This window comes from Chitinophaga filiformis (assembly GCF_023100805.1).
GTDB classification, from domain to species: domain Bacteria; phylum Bacteroidota; class Bacteroidia; order Chitinophagales; family Chitinophagaceae; genus Chitinophaga; species Chitinophaga filiformis_B.
On the sequence record NZ_CP095855.1, the window covers coordinates 6,469,933 to 6,482,742 of the forward strand.

Here is a 12,810-nt window from a genome sequence, read left to right on the forward strand (position 1 = left end):
AATGTTAATCTTTCAAAGTGTTATAAAATAAGATATAATTAAAATGAGGGGCGGAAGCGGTTTGAGGGGAGACGGGAGGCGGTGTGCGGGGTGGGGGCATTAGACGATGGAAAGTTGTGCGGCAGGTGTAATATGTGAGGATTTATGTATTCTTTTTTTTGTTAACTTCCCATTAACTTAAAATCAGAAATTGTTTGTTAGCATTGTGGTAGAAAATGTTCGAGTATGAATTCCATTAGTTGCCCAAACGCAAACGTTATGCATCAGCAATTGCACTATACCTATTCTTCCAGGCAATCGGCTATTATTGTCCCTGAAAACTGGGAAAGATCAGATCGGGGCTTTAGTTCTGACGAAGTCATATCCGCCTATGAAATCGGAAAGGAAACCGGCAAAAACGTTCAGCAGCATTTATCCCAAAAGCTGATCTATGAGCAGTTTACCTCCAACCTGGCACTTGCCACTAAAATTGCGGAGGAATACAGCACATTTTTTACGGATCTGCGCACAGTACCACATATCAGGTTGCGTATTAATTCCTTTTCCTCCTTCGATCTTGCTTTCGTACTGGACGAAGGTTTTTATAATTCTTCCTATCTCGAAGCGGCCTACGATGCCGCCTATGATGTAAGACAGTCACATGCCAGTGATGTGTTCTCTGTATACATTTATTTGTTTCCCAAAACGAAAGGCTTCGAAATATCCGAAATGGAAGCCGACGGTTTTAACATATTCTATGAACCAAAAACTAAAAAACCAACACATTCATCTTGCTCTGCACAATGAGCAGGCATGCGATTTCCTTAACAGCAGCAATCTTTACTTCGACTGGGTCATTACGTCTGCTTTTTATGCAGCGCTCCATTATGTAAGTGCCGTCATCTTTCCTGTATCATTTGATCTGGAAGGAGAAACAGAAACGGCGCCCGATGTGGGAACATATCGTGAGTTTATCGGGAGCCGTGAAAACAAGCATAGGCTGATGACAGATCTGGTCTATCGCAACTGCCGCGGCATTGGCTATTCTTACAGGGCACTGCTGGATCTATCTTACGCCGCCAGGTACGAAACTGGTTGTCACGCCAGGTTTTATTCAGACAAGGCCAGGCGTTATATGGCTGCCATCAAAGCATATTGCGTTGATGCCAGTGATCCATTTAATGTACAGGTTAAAATACCCGAAGACCGGCTCCAGGCAAATTAATATATTTTCAGGGAAGCGCAGGCTCCGCAGGTACTGTGCGCAGAGTAGCCTGTATGCAGTAAGAATGCTTGCATAGATGTATCCTATATCGGTATGCCTCAATACAAATGACTATATGTGGTAAACAAAGCATGGATGCATCTGTGCAGCTAAACATACTACGTAGATGTAGGTAACCTCGTCACCGCTCGATGCCCTGTCTGCGGATACGACTTAAGGTCTCAGGAGAAATACCCAGGTAGGAAGCAATCATCTGTTGGGGGAAACGCTGTATCAGCTCGGGTTCGGTGTTCGCCAACTCTTCATATCGTTCTCTGGCCGTATAGGCAATGCTGCTGTGCAGACGGCGTTGTGTGGCTATATGGTAACGCTGGTCAATGACCCGCACCATTGTCACAACAGCAGGTATAGTATCCAGTAAACGCTGGAAGTCCTCATTGGTGATCAGTAGAAGATCCGTATCCTCCCATGCATCAATATTGTAACGGCTGGGTGTCAGCATAAAAAAACTTTCCCGGTCCCCCACCCAGGATTCCTCTAATCCCAGGTTGATTACATATTCCGTTCCCTTTGCATCTACACTATATTGCCGCATCGCTCCCTTCAGTATAAAGCCATAAAATTTGCAGACGTCGCCCTCCTGCAAAAGATACTGCTTTCGCCTAAGCCGCTTGAATGTAAATGCTTTCATGACTATCTCGAACTCCGCATCGGTTAAAGTAGTTGAAGCATAGGTATTAATATAAGACCGTAAAACCTCACTCATCCTTTAAAGGTAGGAATTTTCCAAAAAGCTGCTAATACACTATCATTCATCCATATATGACCATGTAATTACCTAACGCCGTTCGTCACCTGGAATTACCTGCTGGCAAGCATTACATCGAAGCACCGTATTATCACTGAAAATAGTATTGCGTATTTCTACGCAGGAAATTTACTGCATCAAGTAAATCAGTTAAGTGATCGATACAAGCGAAAAACCATATCTGTACCGTTTTAGCAAAGATTAAGGTGTTATACTGATAAGTGTTATCACGCTTAGATACATCTATTACTTTTCCAAAAGATTAATGTGTTATACTGACAAGTGGTATCACGCTTAGATATATCTCTTAGTTCTTCAAAAGTTTAACTTGTTATACTGACAAGGGGTATCACGCTCAGACATATGAGGTCTTCAAAAGTTTAACGTGTTATACTGACAAGTGTTATCACACTTACATATGTCTATCACTGCTTCAGAAGATCTTTATCTGTCAGCGCTGTTATAAATGCGATCAGCGCCTGCTTTTCCTTTGGTGTGAGATGAAGCGGCAGCGGGGATAATGTCTGGTTCGGTACAGGCAATCCGATACCATTTCCCCCTCCCCGATCATAAAGATCAATTACCTGTTCCATGTTCCTGAATGCACCGTTATGCATATATGGGGCCGTCACCGCTGCATTCCGTACCGTAGGCGTTTTGAAAGCTCCCTTGTAAAGATCTATAGGAAAGAAGGCCAGTCGCCCACTGTCCAGGTCGGGCAGCGGATGGTCAAGATCGTCAGTGGCGGGTGTTCCCAGCACTTCAAATTCCGTTCTGTTATAGAGCGGTGGTATCAGTCCGTTAAATAAGGGAGCGAAGTGGCAGGTAGCACAGCCGCCCTTTCCCATGAAAAGATTTCCGCCCTGCCGCTGCTCAGTTGTCAGGGCCCGCCTATTACCCGCCATATAATGATCAAAGGGCGAGTTAAAAGGCGCCAGCGTACGAAGATAGGCAGCCAGTGCAGCCTGTACCTCTGCCAGGGTAATGTTGCTATAAGCTGGCATACTGTGCAGTCTTTGCAGTACCGTGTCATCGTCGGCATTCATTTCCTGCGGACTATGCATTACTGCTTTTACCTGCTCTTCGAGGCTTTGCACCCTGCCATCCCAGAACTGCGAATACTGGTAAGCTGCATATAACAATCCCGGTGTATGCCGTGGTAATGCTTCTTCTCCGCTAAGACTTTTATTCCGTGCAAGTCCATCCGTAAAATAACGGTCCGGCTGATGACAGGTAGCACAACTGCGGGTCGCATTTCCCGACAAGGCTTTTTCAAAGAATAGCCGTCTGCCTAGCGCGGTATCTCCTGCTATATTGCTATGCGGAAAAATATCTTTCTTCAGCGCTGTTGCGCTAAACAGGTCGTGACCACTATTCAGTAATAACCGCTGTAAAGGCAGGGCATTGTCCGCCAGAAAAGAGAGCCGGTCAAATGCGTCAAAATCCGGCTGCGTGGTCAACATGTAAATGCCCTTCTGTAAGTAATATTGTATGCTGTCTTTTTTATCCAGGTCCTGGTAAGGTATCAGGATGCTATCAATGGCTTTCATAGCAGCTGCTGCCTCTGCTATACCGCTTTTTAACAATGGCGCATCATATCCCGTAATATACAGGGTCATGATCCTTACCAGTTCCTGTTGTATGCTTTCCATCACCTGCGGACTGGTAGCGGAGAACTGGTATAACAAGGCATTCAGGTCCTGCGCTGTCTGTACCAGTACCGTAGCCTGTGCCGCCAGTTCCTGCCTGCGCTGCCAGACCGCCGGATCGTACAATAAGGCTTCTACCTGCTGCAATCCCACCGGCTCTTCGTATTCGATATAAGGTTCCTCTATTTCGTATTTAGCGGGTGCATTAAAAACACAGGCTTCACTTGCGAAGAAATATTCCAGGAAGAAAGCAATGGACTTGTAAGCGATCCTGCAATCCCGCAGGGCCTGCCTGGCAGCCTTCAATGAAATGCTGTCGCCGGGTTGTAACTGTGCAATACGCTGTTGAAGCAGCACTGTCTTTGCTGCAAAATTAGGCTGCTGCCGTTTAAAATAAGCCACTACTCCATCAGGTAAAGAAGCAGGGCGCGTTCCCCGGGATGTCAGCATTACTGCTATTAACAGCAACACACAGATACCGGGAAACGCCACACGCCAACGCATACAATTTATTTTGTGGAAATGATCGTAAATGTATCTTTCAGGCATGTTTCGGCATCCTGTACGGTATATTCTTTTGTGCCCGGGCGGGCCACTACTGTGATGCTTCTGCCCTGCTGCCCTTTTTCGCTCCACTTGTAATGGCCTGCGAAGGAGGCTGTCAGCGTCACTTTGCTCTTAGCTTTCACATGCAATACAGTATGTTTGTTCACTTCCTTCATCACCGTGAAATGGTCCCTGATCACACCATCTGCACAGATCCATTTCAGGTCGAGCCGGTTGCCCTGTACTTCCAGCAGCGTAGCTCCCCCATCTGTTGCATTGGCGTACTGCATGGCGTCGTGCGGATACCCGGGCTGCGTACCTCCCAGTTTACCGGCAGAACCACTCAGCACATATACCGTACCCTGGTTGGAACTGTCTTTTACATAAGGGCAGGCGTTATCACTACCATCATACAATCCCGACGACTGGCTCAGATTATGCTGTGCAGCGCTGTAAGTTGCCTCCATGCCATAATGCCCTTTCATCAGGCGGGTACGCTCGTAATCGTGACTATGACCGCATAGCACCATGTCTACACCATAACGTTCAAGTATACGGATGAAATTCTCACGGATATGTACCAGCTCCATTTCAGTATCAGAATTGTGGGAGCCCATGGTATAAGGCGGATGATGCCAGTAAGCTATTACCCACTGCCTGTTCCTGTTTGCTTCCAGGTCGCGTTTTACCCACTGTACCTGCGGACCGGCGGTATCATACAAACGGTATTGCTGGTCTTCTTTTCCATAGGAGTCAAGCGACAGGAAATGGATGTTCCCGATATCAAAAGAATAGAATGCCTGTGTATTGGAAGCTACGCCGCCCGATTCCCCCTGTGTGGGCATGGTAAAGTTCTGGTAATAGGCCGTCTGGTGTGTACGCTGTGCCTGTGCTACTGCGCCCGGAAAGTCCCTGTCGTTATAATCATGGTTGCCCGGCGCCGGGAACATAGGATACTGTTTTAACAGATCATCCTTGTACACATTAAAGAATTTTGCCTGGAATTCGGCATCTGTACCGCTGTTATAGGCGTTATCGCCCAGCAGTATCCAGGCATCCATATAGTTTTCTCCCAGGTACTTCAGCACAGACTGTTTCACATTGCGCTGGTTAACGGAATTGTTCCCGCAGTCGCCGAACACCCCGATACGGTACATTCCTTCTCTGCCTTGTTCCGGCAGGGTGTAAAAGTAATTGGCGCTGTCGCCCTGCAATGTGCTGGTGAAATCGGCTATCTTATAATAATAACGGGTATGTGGCTGCAATCCTTCCAGTCGTATGATATGCTCGGTAGTGAGCGTGGAGTCATTGACAACATGATCTGTCTTTTCTTTTGTCTCTCCATACTGTACCCTGCTCCTGGTGGCAGTATTGGTACGCCAGCGTATGGTCATACCATGTGGCGATCCGGCCTGCAGGTATGGTCCGCGGATCAGTGATACACTTGGTTCTTCCTCCGACTGTGCTGCGGATATCAGGCTGCCTGTCATTAAAAAGCCTGCCAGCAGGCAGGATCGTATTATGCCCATCTCCTTAATTTTTCTGCGAGGTAATCAATTTAAAATATTATCGTGCTAAGGCCTGCATGAATTAATTGTTAAATAAAAATGACTGCGTACATGTGGCATTAGTGGCACATATACTGCAGTCAGCCTTACCTGATGTAAAGATAAAAACTAGAGCTTCAGTTTCAAACCCATACCTTGCTTCATGGTCAGCAGAGCTTCGGCATTCCCTCTCGCATCATCCACCGGGTGATGGGTATGTGCGGAGCGCCGCAGGTGTTTAAAGGTTTTGAACATATCTTTCTCCATTCCCTTATACACGCTTCCCAGGTTCTGGGAGCTGAACCCGAAAGGATTTTCGCCGAGGAAGTGATGGAAGTACCAGCAGACGAACATCCAGTCGAAACCGTTGTTGTCGCTGATGAAGATAGGTCTGTCTGTACATACTTCGCCGATCCACTGTTTGAAATCGGCCATTACTTTGCGCGGGTCGTCGAATGTAAGGGTATCCTCCCTGGAATGGCCGGATACGGCCAGTGCCTCGGGTACAAACTTGTCGGATATCGGCTTTAATTTGCCGTAAAATGTCTTGTCGAGGGCATTGTCTACTTTAATAGCGCCAAATGAGATCATTGAATAATCTCCGGGAATAGGCCCATCGCTTTCTACATCAACCATTATGTAGGCCATGTTAATTGTTTTTAGATAATAAAATGAATGTTTTGATTTCCAGTCCTGCAAGGAGCCTGCTGATACTGTTGTCTTAGCCGGGGTAAGGAGTTTAAGGATCTTAGGGTGCTTTGCGCTGAAATACGTCGTTTATAAACGGCGGCGAAGATAAAGATAATTTTGTTTAATATCAAAATCATGTAGGTAAGTGATAGATGCTTATTGAGGTTCGCTTGCAGTAAGGTTGTTATAATTTTTCTAAAGTATCAGGAATGACGCTTCAATTGATATACACAACTATGCAACTATACATGACCAGTTGCAACTATATACGACTATACACTACTGCACCACTATATGCAAACTTTTATACGGCTGTATCGAACGCTACACAGTTCACAAGACATATACATGACCTATACTTGACACAAGGGCATCGGCAAGCACCTTATCCAAATTAAAATGCATCAACGTCAGTGATCTTAATGACCTACAGGGCGCAATTCTCGTGGTAATTGATCAATTTGATGGGCGCCTGGCTAAATTCGAAACCGGCATAGGCCTCTCCTATTTCATCCAGGACAGTCATAATTTCCAGCGGATCGGCAGGAGTTACCAGTCTGCTTCTGAATTCTTTAAAGTCGGGCAATCCCTTCAGGTAATTGAAATAATGTTTACGCATGCTGTAAACACCCGCCAGCTCTCCTTTCCATTGTACAGATTTTTCCAGCTGGCGTTTGCAAACGCCGATGCGCTCTTCCAGTGTGGGTGCTGCCAGTATTTCTCCTGTTTGCAGGTAGTGCTTTATTTCCCGGAAGATCCAGGGATAACCTATCGCCGCCCTGCCTATCATAATCCCATCTACACCATAGCGATTCTTGTATTCCAGGGCTTTCTGCGGACTGTCAATATCTCCATTACCAAAAATGGGTATGTGTATACGGGGATTATTCTTCACTTTGGCGATCAACTCCCAGTTGGCCTCCCCTTTATACATCTGGGTGCGGGTGCGGCCGTGAATAGCCAGAGCCTTAATACCGGTATCCTGGAGGCGTTCAGCCACCTCTTCGATATTTTTGGTATCCTCATCCCAGCCCAGGCGTGTTTTGACCGTTACGGGCAGCTGGGTGGCCTTTACGCAGGCAGTAGTCAGCCGCACCATCAGGTCAATATCCTTCAGTACGCCTGAACCGGCTCCTCTGCTTACAATTCCTTTGATGGGGCAACCAAAGTTGATATCCAGCAGGTCCGGCTGGGTCATATCCACGATTTTGGCGGCCATAGACAGCTTTCCCTCGTCTCCCCCGAATATCTGTACTCCCACAGGGCGTTCCTCCTCAAAAATGGCCAGTTTCCGGCGACATTTGTCCGTATCCTTTACTAAGCCATCACTGGAAATGAACTCTGTATACATCAGGTCGGCCCCGTTCTCCCGGCATACCACCCGGAAGGGAGGATCGCTCACATCTTCCATAGGCGCCAGCAGTAAAGGGAAGTCAGGCAGCACAATATTGTCAATCTTTACCAAGGTTGCTCGTTTAATTGATCAAAGCGGTGTCTCCAATATTTATCCACCGGAATGATCTTCCGCAGGGTAAAATGAGCACCGTCCAAATCGGAACGGCAAAATTACAAAAAAAAGGCGGGGCTTCTGAAGTCCCGCCTGAATGTTCAAAATCCTGTCTTTCAACTGGTTACCTTGGTTGATGTGCTCATTGTTTTATTCACTGCCTATATAAACCATCATAAAGCAACCTTTGCATGATTGCTGTATGTCCCCATTGGGGACGTATACCGCTTGTTATAAAAACTTGTAATGGATTCCAAACATATCCTATGACAATCCAGGTAATGGTATACTTTGATACATCGTTGGTCTAAAATAAAATAACTGTCCTGACGGGCACAACCGCCTTCATATCCTTACTATCCATCGTTGTTTACTATGGTTTTTAAGCCTCTGGCTTCGAATTGAATAACCCGCTTGTCATGGCAGCCTGAATACTGCTTTGTCAGTAGTTATTCCTTATCTTTTAGGACTGTTGGATTCAAATGGAATAATCCGCTTTTGCCATGGCAGCCTGAATACTGTTTCCTCAGTAGTTGTTCCTTATCTTTTAAGACCTCTGCCCCAAATAAAATAACCCGCCGGTGGCGGGTTACTGAAATGCTGTCCCATAGCATCTGTTATCGTTGTGCAGGCCAGGCTGCGTTCGTATCCACTAGTTCAGGAATACCTGGAATTGTAAAATGAAGCTTCCTTTACGATCAGTTTTGAATGCTTCCTGGGAAGCTGCATCCACCTGGTAAATGGGTCTGCTCTGGTAAGCGAAAGTCAATTTGGAGGTATGTCCTTTCAGCAACCAGTTGATACCGCCATCCCAGAATGCCATATTATCTTTCAGCCTGTCATAATGCGCATATTGCAGGCTGGCATAAGGCATAATGGTCGTCTTTCCGATGAGGTTATTTTTGAATTTATAACCCACCTGTCCGTACAGCAGGTTACCGGTTCCGAAAGAAGGATAACCATTACCGCTGCCGTTGAGGATGTCTGGCCTGTTAGTACCATTGGCGGGATTCATGGTAGCCTGGTTACGGATATAACCTCTGCCCCAGTTGGAGTTGATGTAAGATGCATATGCGCTCAGCGCGGTGCCTGTTGCGGCGTTGACAGGCGCATCATAATAGGCATCTATTGCGAAATGCTGCATATTTGACTCAACAGTATCTCCGTTATTACCGGCACGCCACATAGCGTCTGGCTGTATCTGGAAACCGGCGCCAATGTTAAATACCTTTTTGGCGCCTAAATAGGTACCGGTGGTATAAGCAGTAGTATTGGCCTCCTGGTCAAGGAACTGCCACTGGAAATATCCATGCCACTGCATTTTAGCAGGTCTGGCAGAGAACGTAGCATACTTTCCGACAGTTGGTACATATCCATTGGATTTCTGTACTGCCATCGGACTGCTCATTACTACACGATAATCCAGTTTCCCCAGCTTACCTTTTGCATAAATGCTCAGTTTACGCAGGAACTGATCTGTCACATCGTTGGTGCTCTGTTCAAACAAGGGCGCATCAACGCCCAGGATCGTACCAACCGAAGGCGCTGAAAAACGCGTCAGGCCATTCCAGGCGCTCAAACCAGCACCGAGCGATAAGTTTTTTCTTACCACTTCATATTCACCCATAATATCATGAATGAAGAAACCTGCTTTCCTGTCTGAAGAGTAGTTGAAGTTGTTCATACCGATCTGCGAATAGATGAACACACGGTCGGCGATCTGACCGAAGGCCTGAAACCTGGCCCTTCTTACGCCAATATCAGTATAATTGTCTTTCGCATACCCATTGATGGTGGTCCCCGGGTTCATGTCGGTGTTCCTCAGCCAGATCTGCGACACTAATGTGAACTTGAAGTAGTTACTGCCATCCTCGTTCAGCCAGATCTTACCGTCTTTAAAGCCCTGTGAAAATGCACCTGTAGTGCTTCCGCAGATCAGCAGCACAGCGGCTGCCTGTTTCATTAATTTGTTGATATACATTTTTGTTTGCTTTTCCCTGTACAGTGCAGGTCATATCATGACCCTGTTAGCAGCCAAGTGTAGTCATATGTAAAGGTGCCCGCTATATTCATCTATATCAGCAATATTGGTGAACAGATGAATAGATCCGCGGGCTGGCAAACATTATTGCCCTTTATAAAAAGGGGCACTAAAATAATTATACGATAGCTTTTCTTTTTCCTACAATATGTGTAACATCTTCCTGTATCATCTTCTCCAGCAATTCATATCCTCCATTCGGGCGGCGGTGCGCAAATTCGCGTTCGCTCAACGTAATAGGGCTGGCCCAGAAAAGATTTACTTTATCGCCATACATTTCCGGCAATGCGATGCCTTCTCCGTTATACAGTGCTGCAGACAACACAATGCTTTCAAAAGGTGCGGGCAGCTTCCCGGAACCGATGGTATGCCCTTCTCCCAGCCAGCTGATATGCCTCCAGGGTATATCTGCCATACCGGAAATGCCTTCCGCCATCTTCATGATCTCTTCGTCTGTATAATCGTCCTTACTCACCGCAAGCGCAAGTTCCATTCTTCTGTAGGCAGGTGCATTGTCATTATACAGGTAAGATACCCATGGCATCGGGCGGATGCTCACACCCATGCTCAGGAAATATACCACATTATCTTTTTCAAACTTTCCAAGCGCCATTGGCGGCCATTGGTTATTGTCTATTGCAAAATACTGCTGCATCTTTCCGAATTGTGCTTCATAGGCAGCAATAAATTGTTCCTGAATCACCGGCCACTGGGGATTTTCTGTGCTTTCCCACTGTTGCCTGAACTGTATAGCCTCCGCAACGCGTTTGTGCTGCTCATTCTTACCGGGCTGGCCGAGTGGGAACACCAGGGCATTGGCATCTGCGTCAATACAATCTGCTGCGTAAGATACAGGTTCCTCTGTATAGAGGCTCCAGCCGGGTATCACACCCAGTGTTTCACCGTCATACAATACAGCAGCACCGTCTTCCTCCGGCATCCACACAATGGACAATAAAGCGGGGTTTAAAGGAGCTTTCCCTTCAGGATGATTTGTGAGGCGTGCCTCCAGCATAGGTGCGTCTCCCCTCTCCATGGCGGCGCTATCCCTTTGTGAGGGGCCGGGTTGTAAATTGCGTAACCAGCAAGCACGCATACGATATTTTTTACTCTGCAATTCAGCAGGATACAGATAAAAATAAGCTGTCCGTTCGTCCTGCTCTACCACCGCAATCATCGTGTAGCGGCTGTTGGCTTGTTCTAACAATACTAATGGTCCGTTGCTCATAATCTGCAAGATAATTACTTATCATTAAAGAAATAACCTGATATCATTTATTTAGCATACCTTTGCATCACTTTTATTCTCTTCCTCACTGCTTTTGCTGTTATACCCTTCAAAACATTGTGTTGGTTTGCGAGTAAGGCGGGTAAAGTATCAGCAACATCACCGGACAAGCGCCACTGTTGATAGCCTTACCAAGTATTCATCATCAAAAATTAAAGATTTTGTCATTTGAACAGTTAAGGCTCGTCGAGCCCTTGCTGAAGGCCTTGGAGCACGAAGGTTATACCAATCCAACGCCCATTCAGCAGCAAGCTATACCCTTTGTACTTGATAAGAAGGACCTGCTGGGTTGCGCCCAGACCGGCACCGGTAAAACAGCCGCTTTTGCGATCCCCCTTTTACAATTAATGCATGAAGACCAGCAGGCTTCACGCAAAGGCCCCCGCAATATTAAAGCGCTTATCCTGACGCCCACCCGTGAACTGGCTATACAGATACAGGAAAGTTTCACTGCCTACGGCAGGTTCCTCGACCTGAAAAGCCTGGTCATCTTTGGAGGCGTTTCCCAGCATCCGCAAACAGAAGCCCTGAAAAAAGGCGTTGATATCCTCATCGCTACACCAGGCCGTTTGCTGGATCTTATCAGTCAGAATTATATCACGCTGAGAGATATTAAATACTTCATCCTGGATGAAGCCGACAGAATGCTGGACATGGGATTTGTACATGACGTAAAACGCGTCATCATCAAATTGCCGGAACAACGTCAAACGCTGTTCTTCTCTGCCACCATGCCTCCGGAAATACAGACACTGGCAAACGCGATCCTGCGTAATCCTGCCAAAGTGGAAGTAACACCGGTATCATCCACCGCAGAGACCATCACACAGTCCATGTACTTCGTGAATAAAAGCGATAAGCGCAACCTGCTGCTGCACATCCTGAAAGACAAATCTATCCGGACCGCGCTTGTCTTCACCCGTACCAAACATGGTGCAGATAAAGTGGTGAAAGACCTGAACAAAGCAGAGATCACAGCTGAAGCGATCCATGGCAATAAATCACAGAATGCCCGTCAGCGCGCCCTGAGCAATTTCAAGTCACAGCAGACGAGAGTACTGGTAGCGACTGACATCGCAGCCAGGGGTATCGATATCGATGAACTGACGCACGTGATCAATTACGAGCTGCCAAACGTACCTGAAACATACGTACACCGTATCGGCCGTACCGGCCGCGCTGGTGCAAAAGGCATGGCCATCTCTTTCTGTGAAGGAGAAGAAAAGGCATTTCTGAAAGATATCCTGAAGCTTATTGCACGCGATATTCCTGTAGTAACGGAACATCCGTTTCACAATGGCGACAGTATTACCGCTCCTGTGCAGCGCCCCGCAGCACCGAAGCCTAAGCAGCAACATCCCCGCGATAAAAAGGGAGGTTTCTCCCGCAACCGCCAGGGACATGTAGCACCACGCCAGCAGAAAGACAATGGCAACGGTCAGCCGCGACATGGCCAGCAGCATCGTAACAATCAGCAACGCGAAAGATCCGCGTCAAGATAAATAGCTAGCTTACATAAAAGCCCGGCCT

10 protein-coding genes are annotated in these 12,810 nt (G+C 46.8%); 3 read left to right on the plus strand and 7 right to left on the minus strand.

The genetic code is table 11. The features are described from left to right. Positions 1 to 258 precede the first annotated feature (258 nt). Together MYF79_RS25105 and MYF79_RS25110 are read left to right on the plus strand one after the other, a co-directional pair. On the plus strand, positions 259 to 786 hold the full coding sequence (locus tag MYF79_RS25105; protein ID WP_247810610.1) for a hypothetical protein: 528 nt from the start codon (positions 259 to 261) through the stop codon (positions 784 to 786). After that, positions 737 to 1,204 (plus strand): hypothetical protein, encoded by a 468-nt coding sequence (locus tag MYF79_RS25110; protein ID WP_247810611.1) that lies wholly within the window; start codon positions 737 to 739, stop codon positions 1,202 to 1,204. The genes MYF79_RS25105 and MYF79_RS25110 overlap by 50 nt, the downstream gene beginning before the upstream one ends. A gap of 181 nt (positions 1,205 to 1,385) precedes the next feature. On the opposite strand, the gene MYF79_RS25115 is transcribed toward MYF79_RS25110, so the two are convergent. The 7 genes from MYF79_RS25115 to MYF79_RS25145 form a co-directional block, all read right to left on the minus strand. Then, positions 1,386 to 1,970 carry a Crp/Fnr family transcriptional regulator gene (locus tag MYF79_RS25115; RefSeq protein WP_247810613.1) on the minus strand — a complete coding sequence of 195 codons (585 nt, stop codon included), beginning with the start codon at positions 1,968 to 1,970 and terminating at the stop codon, positions 1,386 to 1,388. A 467-nt stretch (positions 1,971 to 2,437) separates the two neighbouring features. Then, positions 2,438 to 4,165, minus strand: coding sequence for a cytochrome-c peroxidase (locus MYF79_RS25120; protein WP_247810615.1), 1,728 nt, complete (start codon positions 4,163 to 4,165; stop codon positions 2,438 to 2,440). 5 nt (positions 4,166 to 4,170) lie between these two features. Further along, complete coding sequence (locus tag MYF79_RS25125; RefSeq protein WP_247810616.1) at positions 4,171 to 5,736, minus strand: purple acid phosphatase family protein; 1,566 nt, start codon at positions 5,734 to 5,736, stop codon at positions 4,171 to 4,173. Between the two features lie 147 nt (positions 5,737 to 5,883). After that, positions 5,884 to 6,402: an exonuclease domain-containing protein gene (locus MYF79_RS25130; protein WP_247810618.1), complete on the minus strand. Its 519-nt coding sequence runs from the start codon at positions 6,400 to 6,402 to the stop codon at positions 5,884 to 5,886. Positions 6,403 to 6,871: 469 nt separating this feature from the next. Then, the gene (gene dusB, locus MYF79_RS25135) at positions 6,872 to 7,909 is read right to left on the minus strand and encodes a tRNA dihydrouridine synthase DusB (RefSeq protein ID WP_247810619.1); all 1,038 of its coding nucleotides are present in this window, start codon (positions 7,907 to 7,909) and stop codon (positions 6,872 to 6,874) included. A gap of 694 nt (positions 7,910 to 8,603) precedes the next feature. Continuing rightward, on the minus strand, positions 8,604 to 9,932 hold the full coding sequence (locus tag MYF79_RS25140) for a hypothetical protein (RefSeq protein WP_247810621.1): 1,329 nt from the start codon (positions 9,930 to 9,932) through the stop codon (positions 8,604 to 8,606). Positions 9,933 to 10,110: 178 nt separating this feature from the next. Continuing rightward, positions 10,111 to 11,220, minus strand: coding sequence for a suppressor of fused domain protein (locus tag MYF79_RS25145; RefSeq protein WP_247810622.1), 1,110 nt, complete (start codon positions 11,218 to 11,220; stop codon positions 10,111 to 10,113). 221 nt (positions 11,221 to 11,441) lie between these two features. On the opposite strand from MYF79_RS25145, the gene MYF79_RS25150 reads away from it, so the two are divergent. After that, positions 11,442 to 12,782, plus strand: coding sequence for a DEAD/DEAH box helicase (locus tag MYF79_RS25150; RefSeq protein WP_247810624.1), 1,341 nt, complete (start codon positions 11,442 to 11,444; stop codon positions 12,780 to 12,782). Positions 12,783 to 12,810: the final 28 nt, after the last annotated feature.

What these genes read in the sequence shown, in the direction of transcription:
- MYF79_RS25105 (WP_247810610.1), top strand. Translation starts at nt 259, where the DNA reads ATGCATCAGCAATTGCACTATACCTATTCTTCCAGGCAATCGGCTATT.
- MYF79_RS25110 (WP_247810611.1), top strand. Translation starts at nt 737, where the DNA reads ATGAACCAAAAACTAAAAAACCAACACATTCATCTTGCTCTGCACAAT.
- MYF79_RS25115 (WP_247810613.1), bottom strand. Translation starts at nt 1,970, where the DNA reads ATGAGTGAGGTTTTACGGTCTTATATTAATACCTATGCTTCAACTACT.
- MYF79_RS25120 (WP_247810615.1), bottom strand. Translation starts at nt 4,165, where the DNA reads ATGCGTTGGCGTGTGGCGTTTCCCGGTATCTGTGTGTTGCTGTTAATA.
- MYF79_RS25125 (WP_247810616.1), bottom strand. Translation starts at nt 5,736, where the DNA reads ATGGGCATAATACGATCCTGCCTGCTGGCAGGCTTTTTAATGACAGGC.
- MYF79_RS25130 (WP_247810618.1), bottom strand. Translation starts at nt 6,402, where the DNA reads ATGGCCTACATAATGGTTGATGTAGAAAGCGATGGGCCTATTCCCGGA.
- MYF79_RS25140 (WP_247810621.1), bottom strand. Translation starts at nt 9,932, where the DNA reads ATGTATATCAACAAATTAATGAAACAGGCAGCCGCTGTGCTGCTGATC.
- MYF79_RS25145 (WP_247810622.1), bottom strand. Translation starts at nt 11,220, where the DNA reads ATGAGCAACGGACCATTAGTATTGTTAGAACAAGCCAACAGCCGCTAC.